This window comes from Georgenia satyanarayanai, assembly GCF_900116375.1.
Lineage (GTDB): Bacteria > Actinomycetota > Actinomycetes > Actinomycetales > Actinomycetaceae > Oceanitalea > Oceanitalea nanhaiensis.
Window position 1 is genome coordinate 82,693 of sequence record NZ_UETB01000014.1, and the last position, 16,177, is coordinate 98,869.

General features: G+C 71.1%; 15 protein-coding genes, 2 pseudogenes and 1 riboswitch. Of the genes and pseudogenes, 7 read left to right on the forward strand and 10 right to left on the reverse strand.

The genetic code is table 11. The features are described from left to right. The first annotated feature begins 14 nt into the window (after nt 1-14). The 6 genes from sigK (at nt 15) to DSZ44_RS14995 (ending at nt 5,239) form a co-directional block, all read left to right on the forward strand. Nucleotides 15-614, forward strand: coding sequence for an ECF RNA polymerase sigma factor SigK (gene sigK, locus DSZ44_RS14970; protein ID WP_110853427.1), 600 nt, complete (start codon nt 15-17; stop codon nt 612-614). Then, entirely contained in the window at nt 607-1,347 is a 741-nt protein-coding gene (locus DSZ44_RS14975) for an anti-sigma factor (protein ID WP_110853428.1), read from the forward strand. Before sigK ends, DSZ44_RS14975 begins: the two co-directional genes overlap by 8 nt. Nucleotides 1,348-1,419: 72 nt before the next feature. Then, nucleotides 1,420-2,253, forward strand: a complete 834-nt coding sequence (locus DSZ44_RS14980) for a siderophore-interacting protein (RefSeq protein WP_258369568.1) — start codon at nt 1,420-1,422, stop codon at nt 2,251-2,253. 426 nt (nt 2,254-2,679) lie between these two features. Continuing rightward, complete coding sequence (locus DSZ44_RS14985; protein WP_110853451.1) at nt 2,680-3,270, forward strand: M15 family metallopeptidase; 591 nt, start codon at nt 2,680-2,682, stop codon at nt 3,268-3,270. Nucleotides 3,271-3,377: 107 nt separating this feature from the next. Further along, nucleotides 3,378-4,100 (forward strand): response regulator transcription factor, encoded by a 723-nt coding sequence (locus DSZ44_RS14990; protein ID WP_110853430.1) that lies wholly within the window; start codon nt 3,378-3,380, stop codon nt 4,098-4,100. Further along, the gene (locus DSZ44_RS14995; protein ID WP_110853431.1) at nt 4,097-5,239 is read left to right on the forward strand and encodes a sensor histidine kinase; all 1,143 of its coding nucleotides are present in this window, start codon (nt 4,097-4,099) and stop codon (nt 5,237-5,239) included. Before DSZ44_RS14990 ends, DSZ44_RS14995 begins: the two co-directional genes overlap by 4 nt. A 67-nt stretch (nt 5,240-5,306) precedes the next feature. On the opposite strand, the gene DSZ44_RS15000 is transcribed toward DSZ44_RS14995, so the two are convergent. The 4 genes from DSZ44_RS15000 to DSZ44_RS15015 all read right to left on the reverse strand — a co-directional run bounded on the left by DSZ44_RS15000 (nt 5,307) and on the right by DSZ44_RS15015 (nt 10,337). Continuing rightward, nucleotides 5,307-7,637: a heavy metal translocating P-type ATPase gene (locus DSZ44_RS15000; protein ID WP_373681257.1), complete on the reverse strand. Its 2,331-nt coding sequence runs from the start codon at nt 7,635-7,637 to the stop codon at nt 5,307-5,309. A 344-nt stretch (nt 7,638-7,981) separates the two neighbouring features. After that, on the reverse strand, nt 7,982-8,509 hold the full coding sequence (locus DSZ44_RS15005) for a DUF305 domain-containing protein (protein WP_110853452.1): 528 nt from the start codon (nt 8,507-8,509) through the stop codon (nt 7,982-7,984). 195 nt (nt 8,510-8,704) lie between these two features. After that, the gene (locus tag DSZ44_RS15010; protein WP_258369570.1) at nt 8,705-9,331 is read right to left on the reverse strand and encodes a DUF305 domain-containing protein; all 627 of its coding nucleotides are present in this window, start codon (nt 9,329-9,331) and stop codon (nt 8,705-8,707) included. Between the two features lie 313 nt (nt 9,332-9,644). Continuing rightward, nucleotides 9,645-10,337, reverse strand: coding sequence for a C40 family peptidase (locus DSZ44_RS15015; RefSeq protein ID WP_181424667.1), 693 nt, complete (start codon nt 10,335-10,337; stop codon nt 9,645-9,647). A 144-nt stretch (nt 10,338-10,481) separates the two neighbouring features. Further along, nucleotides 10,482-10,655, reverse strand: a riboswitch (cyclic di-AMP (ydaO/yuaA leader). A gap of 221 nt (nt 10,656-10,876) precedes the next feature. Here DSZ44_RS15015 and DSZ44_RS15020 point away from each other — a divergent pair. After that, nucleotides 10,877-11,263 carry a four-helix bundle copper-binding protein gene (locus DSZ44_RS15020; protein WP_258369571.1) on the forward strand — a complete coding sequence of 129 codons (387 nt, stop codon included), beginning with the start codon at nt 10,877-10,879 and terminating at the stop codon, nt 11,261-11,263. Between the two features lie 16 nt (nt 11,264-11,279). Here the strand turns inward: DSZ44_RS15020 and DSZ44_RS19105 are convergent. The 6 genes and pseudogenes from DSZ44_RS19105 to DSZ44_RS18410 all read right to left on the reverse strand — a co-directional run. Then, nucleotides 11,280-11,644, reverse strand: a pseudogene (locus tag DSZ44_RS19105) (ATP/GTP-binding protein); the annotation flags it as partial. 135 nt (nt 11,645-11,779) lie between these two features. Then, a complete protein-coding gene (locus tag DSZ44_RS15030; protein ID WP_110853437.1) occupies nt 11,780-12,742 on the reverse strand; it encodes an N-acetylglucosamine kinase in 963 nt (320 codons plus the stop codon). 4 nt (nt 12,743-12,746) lie between these two features. Next, nucleotides 12,747-13,646, reverse strand: a complete 900-nt coding sequence (locus tag DSZ44_RS15035; protein ID WP_258369572.1) for a carbohydrate ABC transporter permease — start codon at nt 13,644-13,646, stop codon at nt 12,747-12,749. Then, nucleotides 13,643-14,617 (reverse strand): carbohydrate ABC transporter permease, encoded by a 975-nt coding sequence (locus DSZ44_RS15040; protein ID WP_258369573.1) that lies wholly within the window; start codon nt 14,615-14,617, stop codon nt 13,643-13,645. Before DSZ44_RS15040 ends, DSZ44_RS15035 begins: the two co-directional genes overlap by 4 nt. Further along, on the reverse strand, nt 14,614-15,933 hold the full coding sequence (locus tag DSZ44_RS15045; protein WP_110853455.1) for an ABC transporter substrate-binding protein: 1,320 nt from the start codon (nt 15,931-15,933) through the stop codon (nt 14,614-14,616). The genes DSZ44_RS15040 and DSZ44_RS15045 overlap by 4 nt, the downstream gene beginning before the upstream one ends. Next, nucleotides 15,933-16,177 (reverse strand): annotated as a pseudogene (locus DSZ44_RS18410) (N-acetylmuramic acid 6-phosphate etherase); the annotation flags it as partial. The gene DSZ44_RS15045 and the pseudogene DSZ44_RS18410, both read right to left, overlap by 1 nt.

Consider the following 16,177-nt stretch of genomic DNA (forward strand, 5'->3'; position numbering starts at 1 on the left):
GGCACACTTGCCCGATGAGCTCCCTCGGTCCCGGACGTGCCGGCACGCCGGCACCCCCCGGACCCCCGGACCTCGCCGGTCTCCTGGCGCGGGTCGCGGGCGGGGACCGGGAGGCCTTCGCGCTCGTGTACGACGCGACCGCCCCGGCGGTCTACGGCACCGCTCGGCGCGTCCTGCGCGACCCCGACCTCGCCGCCGAGGTCACCCAGGACGTCATGGTCGAGGTGTGGCGCAACGCCGCTCGCTTCGACCCGGGACGGGGCAGCGCCCGCGCCTGGGTGACGACCATCGGGCACCGCCGCGCCGTGGACCGCGTGCGAGCCGTGCAGGCACAGCGCACGCGCGACGACCTCGCCGCCCAGCGCGAGTACTCACCCCCCTTCGACGACGTCCAGGAGAGCGTGGAGCGTGACGTGGAGCAGACGAGAGTGCGCGAGTGCCTGGAGAGCCTGAGCGACCTCCAGCGTGACGCCGTCGTCCGTGCCTTCTACCGGGGGCGCTCGTACCGCGAGGTGGCCGAGGACCTAAGCGTCGCGCTGCCGACGGTCAAGTCACGGATCCGGGACGGACTGACCCGGCTTCGCCACTGCCTGGGGGTGGGCGACGATGCGTGAGGACGAGGTGCGCGAGCTGCTGCCCGCCTGGGCGCTCGACGCGGTCACGCCCGAGGAGTCCGCCGCGGTCGACCGTGCGGTGGCCGCGGACCCGGCGCTCGCCGAGGAGGCGCGTGCCCTGCGCGAGGTCGCTGCGCTGCTGGCCACGGGTGCGAGCGTCCCGCCGCCCGCCTCGCTCCGGGCCGACGTCCTGGACCGCGTTGCTCGCACTCCCCAGGAGGGGACCGGTACCGACGCACCCGCTGAGGACGACGGCGTCGTCGTCGACCTCGCTCGGGTCCGCGCCCGACGGCGCGACCGGTGGCTGGTCGCGGCCGTGGTGCTCGCGGCGGCGGCGCTACCCGGCGTCATCGCGGTCCAGCAGTACGAGCGCGCGACACAGGCCGAGGAGCAGCTCACCACGGTGGCCGAGGCGCTCGCCGAGCCGGGAGCCGAGCTCCTCGCCGCGGACGTCGCCGGCGGGGGGCGTGCCGTCGCCGTCGTCGGCTCCGACACGTCGGTGTTCTCCGCCCGCGACCTGCCCTCGCTGGCGAGTGAGGAGGTCTACCAGCTGTGGGTCGTCGACGACGGCGGTGCACGGTCGGCCGGGGTGCTCACCGTGGCCGCCGGGCGGGCCAGCGCCGAGCTCGCCGACCTCCCGGACGGGGCGACGATCGCGATGACGGTCGAGCCGGCGGGCGGGTCGACCCAGCCCACGAGCGACCCCGTGGTTGCGCTCGCGGCGTCCGGCTGAGCCCGCCCCCGGGGCGCCCCCAGAGACGTCGCGTACAGTGAATGTGCCGTGATGACGCCTCAAGGGAGACCTGTGACCGACCGTCCTGTCCGCCGCCGGAAGCCGCAGACCGTCCTCGAGGTGATCCGTCGGGAGCAGCTCACCCCGCACATGGTCCGGCTCTACCTCGGCGGCCCGGGCTTCGCCGCCTTCGAGGCGAGCGCGTGCACCGACAGCTACGTCAAGATCTTCTTCGTCAGACCTGAGCTCGGCCTCGAGCCGCCCTACGACGTCGCCGCGCTCCGTGAGCACCTCGCCGCCGAGGACCTGCCGGTCACCCGGACGTACACCGTGCGCGAGGTCAACGCCGCTGAGCAGTGGCTGGCGATCGACTTCGTCGTCCACGGCGCGGAGGGTCTGGCCGGGCCGTGGGCCGAGCGGGTCCAGCCGGGCGAGCGCGTGGTCCTCTCCGGCCCCGGGGGTGCCTTCAACGCCGACCCGACGGCGGACTGGCACCTGTTCCTGGGCGACGAGTCCTCCCTCCCCGCGATCGCCGCGTCCCTCGAGTCGCTGCCCGGGGACGCCGTGGGCACCGCGCTCATCGAGGTCGGCGGACCGGAGGACGAGCTGCCGCTGCGCGCCCCCGCGGGCCTCGAGGTGCGCTGGCTGCACCGCGGCACCGCCCCCGCCGGCACGACGACGATCCTCGCCGACGCCGCGGCCGCGCTGCCCTGGCGCGAGGGCCGGGTCTGCGCCTTCGCCCACGGTGAGCGCGAGGCGGTCAAGGCCCTGCGCGACATCCTCTTCTCCCACCGGGGCCTGGAGCGGTCGCAGGTCTCGATCTCCGGGTACTGGGCGTACGGCCGCACCGAGGACAGGTTCCAGGCCGAGAAGCGCGAGCCCGTGGGCAAGATCTTCACGGACTGACGGAAGCGGTCGGCAACGTTCCCGGCGACGCCGGGGAGGCAGGTGCGGAGGGCGCTAGGTGGGAGTCGCTCGGCTTCGCACAGGCAACCTCTCCGTGCTCGACCCAGCCAGGACGGCACTGGACGACGCAGTGATCGGCGTCATCCTTCGTCGCCAGGCCCGTCTTCCTCACGGGACGACGCGCCGTACGGACCCACCAGCCCGCGCTCGGACGCTGGCCCCACGAGCCAACGCGGGCCCCACTGACCCGCCCCATCTCCGCAGCCCTCGAACGCTGGGAGCACATCTTCTTCCCCTGGTGCTCATCGGCCTCGACATGGCCCGAGGGCGACGCCTTCGGCCTGTGAGACAGCCTGGAAGCAGGTTCTCGCTCAGGAGGAGCGGCTGCGCGCCGATAGGACGACGTAGACGACGAACGGAGTGCCGGTGGACGGGATCCTCGCCATCTCTCAGCGCATGGCACAGATCGAGGTGACCCTCGGCTCGATCTCGGTCCCGCGCGTGCAGCCGGCCGCGGGCGCTGCCACAGCTTTCTCAGAGGTCCTCGCCCGCGCGGTCGCCGACACTGCCCCGACCGTGGCCAGCACCTCCACCGGCGGTGTGTCTTTCGAGCTCAACAGCGACGGTGTGCCGGTCGATCTCGCGGCGTACGGCAACGGCCGCATCCCGCGTGACGCACTCGAGCCGGTGGGCGAGACCGGCCACAGGCTGTGGGCGCCCGCCGCTCAGTCGTTCGAGAAGCTCTTGTCGGCAGCTGCGGCCGACGGCGTATCCATCGGCGTCACGGACTCCTACCGTTCCTACGACGTGCAGGTCGACGTCGTGCGGCGCAAGGGTCTGTATTCAGAGGGCGGCCTGGGCGCCAAGCCTGGGACCAGCCAGCACGGCTGGGGAATGGCCGTTGACCTCGACCTAGACCCATCGGCGCAGGCATGGATGCGTGCAAACGCCGCTCGGTTCGGGTTCGTCGAGGACACCCCGCGTGAGCCCTGGCACTGGGCGTTCCAGCCCTCCTGACGCTGGAGAAGCACCCAGATGTGAGAGCAGCCGCGACGCTCAACATTCCGTACGGACGCGTCCGACGTCCAGCGAGCCTGGAACGGTCGGCCACGCCGACGGCGAGAATGGGCGGTATGACTACGGTCCCTACTGACGTGAACCTGCCCCGTGTGCTGGTCGTCGACGACGAAGCCCCGCTGGCGCGGCTGGCCGCCAGCTACCTGGAGCGTCACGGCTTCGAGGTCCAGGTCACCGGCGACGGAAGCGACGCGATCGAGCGGGCCCGTCAGTGGCGCCCGGGCGTCATCGTCCTCGACCTCGGGCTTCCCGGTGCTGATGGCATCGAGGTCTGCCGGACGGTGCGCACATTCTCCGACTGCTACATCGTCATGCTCACCGCTCGCGTGGAGGAGGTCGACAAGCTCATCGGGCTGTCGGTCGGCGCCGATGACTACGTCACCAAACCTTTCAGCCCACGCGAGCTCGTCGCTCGGGTGCGGGCGATGCTGCGCCGCCCACGCCAGGACACCGGGCCGCACGGGGCCGGTGCGTCGTTCGGGCCACTGACCATCGACCTGCTGGGCCGGGAGGCATTCATCGAGGGGAAACCCGTGGCGCTGACCCGCACCGAGTTCGATGTCCTCGCCGCCCTGGCCAGTCGCCCGACCATGGCCTTGTCCCGCCGCCAGCTCATCGAGCTGGTGTGGGGACCGGGCTGGGTGGGCGATGAGCACCTCGTCGACGTTCACATCGCTCACCTGCGGCGCAAGCTCGGGGATGACGCCACCGCGCCGAGGTTCGTCAAGACGGTGCGCGGCGTGGGCTACCGGATGGGCACCGGCCAGTGAGCGCCACACCACGCCGCCGGTGGGGGCTCGGCGCCCGCTTGCTCGCGGCAATCGTCGCGGTCATCCTCGTCGCGGCCGCCACCGCATGGGCTGTCGCCGCCGCCATCGGCCCGGAGATCTTTCACGACCACATGCTCATGGCCGAGCCCGCGGACTCCTCAGTCGTCTCCCACGCGGAGGAGGCCTTCACCACCGCGTGGACGCTGTCGCTGTCCCTCGCACTGCTCGCCGCCCTCCTCACCTCGGTCGTCGTCAGTGTTTTCCTCACCCGGCGCATCGCCAGGTCGCTTGAAGGCGTACGGCAGGCCGCCGCCAGGGTTGCCAGCGGTGACTACGCCGCACGCGTCCCCGACGTGCACATGGGCGGTGAGTTCGATGACCTCGCCGGCGCGTTCAACACCATGGCCGCTGACCTCGGAGAGATCGAGCAGACACGTACGCGCATGCTCGGCGACCTCGCCCACGAGATGCGCACCCCGGTCGCCACGCTCGACGGCTACCTCGAGGGCATCCTCGACGGTGTGGTCACGGCCGACGAACCAACGGTGGGGATGCTGCGCGAGCAGGTCGCGCGCCTGGCTCGCCTCGCCCAGGACATCACCCTGGTCACCGCCGCCGGGGAGGGACGCCTGAGCATGCACTGGCAGGCCCTCCAGGTCGGTGCGTTGCTCGACGACGCCGCCGCGCAGGCCGCCGCCAGGTTCACCGACAAGGGCGTCGAACTGAGGGTCGAGGCCACCGAGGAGGCCCGCCAGACGGTGCTCACGGCCGACCCCGACCGGCTCGGGCAGGTCCTGACCAACCTGCTGGACAACGCCGTGCGGCACACCCCCCAGGGAGGTCGGGTGCAGCTCGAGGCGCAGCGGGCGGGGTCCACGCTGCGCCTGTCGGTGCGCGACAGTGGCAGCGGGATCGCCGCCGAGCACCTGCCGCACCTTTTCGAGCGCTTCTACCGCGCCGACGCCGCCCGGGACCGCGCCCACGGCGGGTCGGGCATCGGCCTGGCCATCGTCCACTCCATCGTCCACGCCCACGGCGGCGCCGTGACCGCGACCAGCCCCGGTCCCGGCCACGGTGCCCTGTTCACCGTCGATCTGCCCGTGGTCGCCGACACCCGGCCCGGTCACCGCTCACCCTGACCGGCCTCCGCCACAGATGCGCCTCGCAGGACCCGGTGGTGGCAAGGCCCCTATTGGTGGTGCGTGGCTACGGGCTCGTCGCGTCGGTAACTGTCAGCGCCGTGCGGGCGGGATTGACCTGCGGAGCGCCGCGGGCCGTGGCGGTGCTGGCCTCGGGGCTGAGGTCGAGGCGGCGCAGCAGCTGGGCGTTGAGCGCGACGACGATGGTCGACAGCGACATGAGGATCGCGCCGACCGACATGGGCAGGACGAACCCGACCGGTGCCAGCACGCCCGCGGCCAGTGGCACGGCGGCGATGTTGTAGCCGGCGGCCCACCACAGGTTCTGCTTCATCTTGCGGTACCCGGCGCGGGAGAGCTGGATGACCGACAGCACCGAGCGCGGGTCGTCCGAGGCGAGGATGACGCCGGCGGAGGCGATCGCCACGTCGGTGCCCGCGCCGATCGCGATTCCGACCTCGGCCTGGGCCAGCGCGGGAGCGTCGTTGACGCCGTCACCGACCATGGCCACGGTGCGGCCCTCGTGCTGCAGCTGGGCGACCTTCTCGCTCTTGTCCTCCGGGCGCACCTGGGCGAAGACCTGGTCGATGCCCAGCTCGGCGGCCACAGCCCGGGCCACCGGCTCGGCGTCACCGGTGGTCATCACGACCCGGATGCCCAACTGGTGCAGGGCCTCGACCGCCTGCCGCGATTCCTCGCGGACCTCGTCGGCCAGCGCGACAGCACCGGCCACCTGCCCGTCGATGATCACGTGCAGGACGGTGGCACCTGCCTGTCCCCACGACGCGGTCGCTGCCAGCGGCTCGGCGCCGTGCTGGGACAGCAGGGCGGGCCCGCCCACCTGGACCTCGTGGCCGTCGACGGTGGCGTGCACCCCCACGGCCGTCGCGGCCCGGAAGTTCGCAGCCGGGGGCGCCTGTAGGCCGCGGTGATCGGCGGCTGCGACGATCGCCCGGGCCAGGGGGTGCTCGCTCTCGGCCTCGGCGGCCGCGGCCAGCCGCAGCAGCTCCTCGTTCTCGTACCCGCCGGTCCCCGTGACACCGGTCAGCGCGGGCTCACCCTTGGTGAGAGTGCCGGTCTTGTCGAACAGCACCGTGTCGACCACCCGCATCCGCTCCAGGGCGCCACGGTCCTTGACGAGGACCCCGCCGCGGGCGGCGCGCTCGGTCGAGATCGACACCACAAGCGGGATCGCCAGGCCCAGGGCATGGGGGCAGGCAATGACCAGGACGGTGATCGCCCGGACCAGCGCGCTCTGCGGGACCCCGAAGGACACCCACACCACCGCGGTGATCGCCGCGGCGATGACCGCGTACCAGAACAGCCAGCCGGCGGCCTTGTCCGCCAGCAGCTGGGCGCGGCTGCTGGAGGCCTGCGCCTCGGCCACCAGCCGCTGGATCCCGGCCAGGGCGGTGTCCTGCCCCACGGCCGAGACCCGAACCCGCAGCGCATTGTCGGTGGCCACCGTGCCGGCCACGACCTGGTCCCCCACTACGCGCGGCACCGGCCGCGACTCCCCGGTGATCATCGACTCATCGACATCCGCGCCGCCGTCGATGACCTCACCGTCGGCCGGCACCCGCCCGCCCGGGCGAACGATGACGACATCACCGAGACGAAGGTCGGCGGGGGCAACCGTGACGACCTGATTCCCCTCCACCCGCTCGGCCTCATCGGGCAGCAACGCGGCGAGTGAGTCCAGTGCGGAGGACGTCTGGGCCAGGGAGCGCATCTCCAGCCAGTGCCCCAGCAGCATGATGACGACGAGCAGCGCCAGCTCCCACCAGAAGTCCAGCTCGTGGGAGAACAGCCCCAGGCTGGCCCCCAGGGACGCGACGAAGGCGACGGTGATCGCCATCCCGATGAGCACCATCATCCCCGGCTTGCGGGAACGGAGCTCACCGACCGCGCCGGTGAGGAACGGGCGCCCGCCCCACAGGTAGATCACCGTGCCCAGCACCGGGGACACCCACTCCACCCCTGGCACGTCAGGCAGCGTGTAGCCGAGCAGGTCGGCAAACATCCCGTTCACCAGCACCGTGGGCACCGCCAGGGCCAGCATGATCCAGAACAGGCGACGGAACATGCCCACGTGGTCCCCAGGACCGCCGTGACCCGCGTGAGCGTCGTGCCCGCCGTGATACGCGTGGACGTCGGGACCGCTGTCGTGACCGGGCTGCTCCGCGTGCCCATCGCGCACGGCCGAGTCATGTCCTGCGGCGGTCAGCGGGTCGGTGACACTCATGCCGCCAGTGGGCATCGCCTGCCCGTGCGCGGCCTCCCCGTCCCCATGCCCGCCCGCGTCACCCTGCGCCGAGTCGTGGTGGACGTGTGCGCTGTGATCCCGACCCTCCCGTGGCCGGTGCGCTGCGTGATCGTGGCCTGGTGGCGTACCCATGGCAACCCCTCGTTCCATCGTTCCGCATACCCCTGGAGGGTATCTGCGTCAGTCGTAAGGAACCCGAGCAGCGGTCCATTCCCGATTCGCCCGCACGAGGCAGAGACGTTCATCGACTCTTCATGAAAGGTCGGTCGATTGCCCCACTCGGTCGATGCCTCTTCGGACCGCGGCAACCACTGGAAGAGGATTCGCGTCAGCCACCAAGCACCCGCCGTCGTCACCGCCGTCCAGGCGCCAGCGGACCGCCGACCGCGTCCCGTGGCATCAGCGAGGCGTCAGCGGCATGGGCTGACAGGGGGTGCCGTCGACGGAAGGTGGGCGAAGGACGGGCGGGACACGGCTCAGTCCGTGTCGCACTGACGCTCTGCAGGTTCCTCGAAGGCCGGCACCGGGCGGGCCTGCGCTTCCTCCGGTGTCGCAGCAACCCCGTTCGCCGCGATGTCCTCGATGAGCCAGTCCATCTCAAAGATTTCGCGCCTCTGCGCCTCGCTGATCTCCACGGCAAGCTCACAGACCCGGACGTCCTCGATCCCGGCTCGCTCCGACCGCGTAATGGCCAGGGAGTGGTGGGGAATCATCGCGCGCATGAAGGCGGAGTCGTCCACCGTTGCCTGGCTGCGGTCCAGCGCGATCCCGCCCGCCAGCAATCCAAGACTCACCACCACGACGACGACGTTCGCCTTGGCGTTCTTGTACATATTGAGCATCCACGCGAGCATGACCAGCCCCATCGCGCCACCCATGGTCACCGCCATGAAGACACGGCTCTGGCTGAAGCGTACGTGGCCCCACTCCCACGACCCGGCAAACATCACCCAGTACATAACGACCATCGCCGTCAGGAGCATCGCAGCGAACCGCAGGTACATCGTCATGCTCGGAGTCCGCGAGTGGCTGTCGTGGTTGTCATTGTTCGAGTGTTCGTGCTCGGCCATGGGAAACACTCTCCTGTTCAGTCAGCGCTGGGGTCCTCATCGTTCCCTCGCTCGCGGGTGCCGTCCTGCTGTTGAGGCCGACCTGGACCGGCACGCGAGCCTGGGCTCGCCCGCCGGCGGATCAGAACCTCACAGGCCCTGGAGGAGTTCCTCCATCTCGCTGATCTCGGCCTGCTGGTCATCGATGATCTTCTGGGCGAGTCCTAGCGCCTGAGGGTTCTCGCCGCTGTCGAGCTCGTCCTGAGCCATGTCGACCGCGCCGCGGTGGTGGGCGATCATCAGCTCGAGGAACCGCTGGTCGAACTCGGCGCCGGACAGGGACTCAAGCTCGGCCATGGCCTCCTCCTGGCTCATCCCCTCCATGTCCATGCCGCCGTGGTCCATGCCCTCGTGGCCCATTGGGGAGGTCTGCTCACCCCAGGTCTCGAGCCAGGACGTCATCTGCTCGATCTCCGGGCCCTGCGCCGCGGAGATCCGCTCCGCGAGGGAGCGCACCTCCTCGCTGCCGGCCTTCTCCACGGCCAGGTCGGCCATCTCGATAGCGCCATCGTGGTGGGCGAGCATCATCTGGGCGAACATCGTGTCCGCGTCGTTGTGCACGTCCTCGACCTGCGTCGCGATGTCGGTCGTCTCCTCCGTGGCGGTGCCCGCAGCCGGCTCCTCCGGTGTGGTCTGTTCGCCGTTACCGCACGCGGCCAAGGCGAGAGTCAGCGCAACCCCGCCGGCAACGGCGCAGAGTCGGGTCCTGAGTGTCACGAGCGTCTCCATCTGCTCAAAGTGACCGACGGGGCGAGAAGGCCCGGCCGCAGCCGGCGAGCCCATCGGTGAGGCGTGAAGGAGGCTAACCACGCGCTGGGTGGAGACACCACGCCGAGCAGCGGCCTCACAGGCATTCTTCATAGAGTCTTCATCCCGGTGCTCCTGGCACGGGGACCCGGAGCGTCCGGTCGGGGCCATCTGGCCCCAGCACCGACCCCAACCCCTGTGGCCGCGCCCAACGCCAACGCCAGGATCAGGGCCGAACAGTTGGTGGGTGGCCCGCAGTCACCTGCGGGCCACCCACCGTCGCTCAGCCCACTCGGATGAACGTGGGGTTCGCCTTGTAGATGTCACGCACCGACAGTGGGTTACCCGGGCTGAAGGCCGCGATGTACTGCCCGTTCCCCACGTAGATGCCCACGTGCCCGGGCCACCACACCAGGTCACCGGGCTGGGCCTGGGAAGCCGAGACCTGCGTGCCCGCGTTGCGCTGCGCCGAGGACGACCGCGGAATGGAGATGCCCGCCTGGGCGTAGACGTACTGGGTGAACCCCGAGCAGTCGAAGCCCGCCGGGGTCGACCCGCCCCACACGTAGGGGGTGCCGATGTACTGGTAGGCGATGTCCAGGACCGCGTTGCCCGACGTGTTGGCCGGGGGGGCCTCGCTGCGGGCCGCCGAGCGTGAGGCCGAGGCGCTCTCCCGCTCGATGCCGTTCGCCGACGAGGTGGCCGTGGTGGGGGCCGCTACGCTGGCCTGGCCCTGGGGGATGGTGAGCACCTCTCCGACAATGATCAGGGCCTGCGCGTTCAGGCCGTTCGCCGAGATGATCGCCGAGATCGTGCTGTCGTAGCGCTGCGCCAGCTTCCCCACGGTGTCTCCGGACACGACGGTGTGGGTGACCTGCGCCGCGTCACCGGTCTGCGTGCTCGCCGTCGCCTGGGTGTCGACGACCGGGGGGTCGGGGTGGACCGGTTCCATCGCGGAGGCGGTGGTGGTGGCCATGGTCAGCACCAGGCCGGAGGAGGCCGCGGCAAGCGCGGCACGGCGCGCGGCCGGACCCGTCAGGCACGGGCCCAGTGATGAGAATGCGGTGACGGGACGGCCCTCGGCGCGGTGCCGTCCACGGGTGTGGCTAGATGTCATGGGTAAACCTCTCCAGAGCGCCTACGAGGTCAGCTGTCGGGTTCGGGTAGGAGCACACCCGGCTCGGTCATCGAGCTTCACCCCAAGGACCTGCACGCAGGCCCACATTGGGTTCCCCGTCCCTGCCACGGACGATCGAGGACCACGGTGCGGTGGCAGGGCTCGGCGTCCGCACGTGGGCTTCCCGGTGAAGGGGGCGGGAAGCAGGAGCGACGCTACACACCCTGGCCTCCAGGATCACGGTTCGATAACGGCCTCGGAGAAGACTTCATCAAACCTTCATCACCACCACGTCTCCTGCCCAGGCACTTCCACGGCGTCTCCCGTAGCGTCGCGAGCCCCGACCGAACACGGGGCAAGCGACCAGCGACGGAGGAAGAACAGTGAGAACCGCGGAGATGATCACCACTCACCCCGGCGAGATCGGCCTCGACCGCGATCTGCTGGCCCGGGCGGTCGATGCCCTCGTGGCGTGTTCGCAGGCCTGTACCGCCTGCGCGGACGCCTGCCTCAGCGAGGACATGGTCGACCAGCTACGCACGTGCATCCGCACCAACCTCGACTGCGCCGACATCTGCGACACCACAGCCCGCGTGCTGTCGCGCCACACCGGCTACGACGCCACCCTCACCCGTGCCATGCTCCAGGCCTGCATCCAGGCATGCCGCACGTGCGGCGATGAGTGCGCGGCCCACGCCGGCCACCACGAGCACTGCCGCGTCTGCGCCGAGGCCTGCCGCGCCTGCGAGCAGGCCTGCGCCGAGCTCCTCGCCACCATCGGCTGAAAGACGCCCGCAGCCGCCGCCCATCACCGCGGGTGACCGCGCCTTTGCTGTCCCAGGCGGGCGGGTCCTGCCAGCCGCCGAGGAGTCTATGCTCCTCGCGGGAGAGGCCCACGACCGAGTTGAGGAGGGGCATCTCGCTCAGCGGCAGCCCGCCGCACACGATGAACCCGGCGCGCTCGATGAAGCCCATGGCCTTCTGCCGGTCCTCCAGCGCAGGGTCCGCAAGTCCTTCATCGTGTGGGTGATCGTCGCCAGCCCTACCCCCACCGTGCGGTTGAGGCGAGTGAGGTGCTCGGCCCGGTCCACCGGCCCGGGACCGGCCTTGAGCGCCTGGTCGAGCTCATCGAGGACGACGACGTAGTGCCGCCGTGTCTCCAGGCCCGGGGTCCCCCCTCGCGGCGTGTGTCTCGTCGATAGGGGCCGCGGCCGCCGGGCAGAAGGCGACCCGGACGGCCTTGACAGCTCGTGCCCCGAGGACGGCCGTGCCGCCTCGGGACCAGCGAGTGCACTCTCTGGTCAGTCAGGGAAGCCGGGCGCTGAGCTCCCGTCATCCGACCGGCGGACGGTGAGCAGCGGCTCGGCCGGCTGGAGGTCACCGGTCAGGGCGCGGCGGGCGAGAAGCTCGGCGCCGTCGAGCGACGTGCCACGCGGCGGGTCGAGGACGACGTCGGGGCGCAGCCGCGTCAGCTCCTCCCGCATCGTCTCGAGCACCACCGCGGCGCCGAACACTCCGCCGGTCCACGACGCGAGTGGGGGGACCGGTGGGCGCAGCGCCGCGCCGAGGCTACGGGCGAGCTCGCGCCCGGCGAGGCGCAGCACCTCCCGCGACACGCCGTCGCCGTCCTCGGAGAGCCCGGCGACGTCGGGGACGACGGAGGCGAGCACCCCGGCCCGGTCCTCGCGCGTGTAGATCTGCCGCGGCCACGACTCCGGCGCCCCGAGCCGGGCGACGGTGGCGGCAAGGAGTGCGGCGGCGTCGGCCCGCCGTCCGTCGTGCTGCTCGAGCGCCGTCTGCAGCGCACGCATGCCGATCCACGAGCCCGAGCCGGCGTCACCGAGGACGTGGCCCCAGCCGTCGACCTTGCGCCAGCAGTCGGCGAGGTCGGTCCCCAGCGCCGTCGAGCCGGTGCCGGTGAGGACGACGGCTCCCGGCCGGCCACCGAGCGCGCCGACGGCGGAGGTGACGGCGTCGGAGGCGACGACGGTGCGCACGTTGCCGAGAACGGAGCGGACGGCGTCGAGCACCACCTGCGGCCCGTCGGAGAGGGTGAGGATGCCGCTGGAGCCGACGCACACGGCGTCGACGTCCCCAACGCGTACGCCCAGCCGCTCGACGAGGGCGGTGACGAGCGGCGCCGCGACGAGCCCGGACGGGCTCACCCGCAGGCGCTCGCCGCTCGCCTCCCGCGCGCCACCGGGACCGGTCAGGCGCGCGCGGGAGCCGGAGCCGCCGAGGTCGACGGCGAGGACGGTGCTCACGCCGCTACTTTCCCATCCCCGCGGTGAGGCCGGCGATGATCTGCCGGGTCGCGACGAGGAACAGGAAGATGAGCGGCACGGTGGCGATGACGAGCCCGGCGAAGAGCGTGGACCAGTCGGTCTGGTACTCCCCGAAGAAGCTCGTCAGGCCCACCGGCAGCGTGTACTTCTGCTGGTCGCGGATGAGGATGAGCGGGTAGAAGAAGTCGTTCCAGATCGGAACGAAGCGGAAGACGACCACCGTGGCGATCGCCGGCCGCACGAGCGGTGCCATGACGCTCCAGAACATCCGGAACGGTCCGGCGCCGTCCAGCCGCGCCGCCTCCTCCAGCTCACCGGGGAGCTGGCGGAAGAAGGTGGTGAGCACGAAGACCGAGAACGGCACGCTCACCGCTGCGTAGACCATGACGAGCCCCGTCCGGGTGGAGACGAGCCCGAAGGAGTCGAGCAGGTAGAAGATCGGGACGATCATGAGGAAGACCGGCATCATGAGGCCCGAGACGAAGACCGCCTCGATGACGGACATGAGTCGCCCCTTGGCGCGGGCCAGGGCGTAGGCAGCCAGCAGGGACACCGCCGTCGCGATGACCACCGAGGAGACGGTGACGACGATCGAGTTGAGGAAGTACGTCGAGAAGGACGCCTCGATCCACGCCCGCTGGTAGCTGGTGAAGTCCGGCTGCAGCGGCAGGCCCAGGGGCTGAGTGGCCAGGTCCCGGTTCGTCCGCAGCGAGTTGAGCAGCATGATGACCAGCGGCACGACGGCGACGGCGGCGTAGAGCCACAGCGCCGTCGTCGTCATCGCCGCGGCCCAGCCCCGGTCCCGGCGCCCGCGGCGCGGACGCGGCTCGCTGACGACGGGCGGCAGGCTGTCGGGACGGCGCGTCGTGGGGGCGGCGGTCACTGGCCCAACCTCCTCTCAGTGCGACGGAACCATCGGGTGAAGACCGTCGACAGCACGAAGATGAACAGGAAGAGCAGGATCGCGATCGCCGAGGACGTGCCGATGGCGTTGGACGAGCCGGACTCGAAGGCCGTGCGGTAGAAGACGAGCGACAGGACGTCGGTCGCCCCCGCCGGCGCACCGGTGGACCCGCCCAGGGCGTACGGGATCGGGAAGGCCTCCATCGAGAAGATGAAGGTGAGGACGCTGACCGTCCCGATGACCGGCGTCATGAGCGGCAGCGTGATCGCGAAGAAGCGCTGCGGGCCGGACGCGCCGTCCAGCTCGGCGGCCTCGTCCAGCTCGGGCGCCAGCCCGCCGAGGGCCGCCCCGTACAGGAGGAGCGGGAAGCCCACCCACTGCCAGGCGGTGACGAGCACGACCACCCACAGCGCCGTGCCCGGCGTGCCGAGCCACGGCAGGGCGAGGGAGTCCAGGCCCACCGCCTTGAGGGCGGCGTTGACCGGGCCGAACAGCGGGGAGAGCAGCAGCGACCACAGGTAGCCCACGACCAGCGGGCTCACGAGGTAGGGCATCGTGAACAGCACCTGGAAGAAGCGCCGGAAGCGGGCGCGGCGGTGCAGGATCACGGCGAAGAGCAGGCCCACGGAGTTCTGCACCACCATGGCGCCGCCGAACAGCAGCAGGTTGTGCCCGAAGGCCCGCGGCAGCGTGGAGCGGTAGGGCTCGGAGGTGAAGAGGTTGACGAAGTTCGCCAGCCCCACGAACTCCTCCTGGCTGGTACCGCGCCACGAGTACATCGAGTAGGTCACCGCGGTGACCATCGGGTAGAGCACGAAGATGGCGAACAGCACCGCCGCGGGGGCGATGAACAGCAGGGCGACCCGGGTGGGCAGCGCCGCCGTCGTCAGCCGACGACGACGGCGCTGCCCCGGTTCCACGGCAGCCGCCTGTGCGGGGGTGGTCGTCACTGGCCCGGGGTGAACCACTCTGCGAGGCCGTCGTTGACGTCCTGCGCGACCTGCGCCGGGTCCTTGTCGCCGAGGAAGAGCTCCTGGATGCCCGCGCCGAGGAGGTCGGTGCCGCTCGGGTCGCCGTAGCGGAAGTTGACGAGCTGCAGGTAGGGGGCGGGGTTCTCCTGGTACAGGTCCCACATCTCCTGCATGAGCGGGTCCTCGAAGGTGACGCCGGGGACCGGGGAGAACTGCTTGAGGTCGTTGGCGACCATCTGCCCGAACTCCTGGGTGGCGAGCCACTTGATGAGGGTCTCGGCCTCCTCCGGGTGGGCGCTGTTGGCGCTCAGGCCCCAGTTGCCGTCGGCGTAGGCCGGGGTGACGGGGTGGTCGAGGGCCGCGCCCGGGGGCGGCGGCACCTGGAAGACGCCGAGCTCCATGTCGGGGTTCTCCGCCTGGAAGAAGGCCAGCTCGAAGGAACCGCCGGGGAACATCGCGGCCTGCTCGGTCGTGAAGAGCACCTGGGACTCGGTGTAGCTGACGCCCACGACGTTCTCGGGCATGTACTCCTGGACGTCGACGACGGTCTGCAGGGAGTCGACGTAGGCCTGGTCGGTGAGGTCGGTGTCCCCGGCCAGGACGGCCTCCTCGAACTCCGCGCCGCCGTACTCGGCCGAGCCGAGGATGTCGTGGACGATCGGCATCATCCAGGCGTCCAGGCCGCCGACCGACATCGGGGTGACACCCGCCTCGGCGAGGGTCTCGTTGACCTCGAGGAACTCCTCCCAGGTGGTCGGCTCCTCCAGGCCGTGCTCCTCGAAGATCGCGGTGTTGTAGTACATCTGCAGCGTCTGCGAGGCGAAGGGCACGCCGTAGACCTGCCCGTCCTCGCGGCCCAGCGCGCCGGCGAGGATCGTCTCGTCGAACTCGCTGACCTCGGGGACGATGTCGTCCAGCGCGACGAGGTTGCCGCCCTCGACGAGCGGCTGGAGCAGGCCGTAGCTGCGCACCTGGGCGACGTCAGGGCCGTCGCTGCCGGTGAGGCCCGTCTGCAGGATCTGGTTGTACTCGGTGTTGACGAACGCCTGGAAGTCGACGGTGATGCAGGGGTTCTGCTCCTCGAAGGTGTCGAAGATCGTCTCGTAGGCGTCGGCGTCCTCGGTGCGCCAGGACCACACCCGCAGGCTGACGTCCTCGGCGCACTCCCCGCCGTCGGCCGTCTGCTCGGAGCCGGCGTCCTGGTCGTCGGGGTCGGGGGCGTCCGACGACGGCGCGCACGCGGCGAGGAGGAGGAGACTGGAGACCGCTGTCGCGGCGAAAATGCGGCGTTGCATCATGGTTCCCTTCGTGACGGGCTGCTGGGGGTCGGTGCGGACAGGGACTGCACGGCGGTGCGGACGACGCCGTCGGCGGCGGTGAGGGCGGTGCGTGCGGCGGTGGGGTCGGTGCCGGCAAGGGACATGACGAGGGCGACCTTGAGGTCCCCGCCCGCCTCCTCGAGCACGGCCTCGCAGGCCGGGCGGCCCAGGCCGGTGGCCTGGGTGAGGATCGTGACGGTGCGGGCCCGGAGCTTCTCGT